General features: G+C 66.5%; 1 pseudogene. It reads right to left on the reverse strand.

Features of this window, described 5'->3' with window-relative positions:
* Positions 1-221: pseudogene (locus KUG39_RS16985) on the reverse strand (iron uptake porin); the annotation flags it as partial.

Raw genomic sequence — 221 nt, forward strand, 5'->3', positions numbered from 1 at the left:
GTGGCGGTGAAGTTGCTGCCGAGGGGGAACTGGTAGAAGAGGCGGTTGATGGCGACCACGTCACCGCAGTCGACGCCCAGGCCGCAGAATTCTTCGAAGCCGGCTTCCGTGGCGTTCAGGCCGACGGTGGGGCCGCCGAAGGGCGACTGGGCGAAGTTACCGGCCCGCAGACGGGTGCGGAGCAGGTCCTTGCCGGTGAAGCTGGTGTCGAAGTTGAGCTG

This window comes from Synechococcus sp. CCAP 1479/10, from assembly GCF_019038515.1.
GTDB lineage: Bacteria > Cyanobacteriota > Cyanobacteriia > PCC-6307 > Cyanobiaceae > Cyanobium.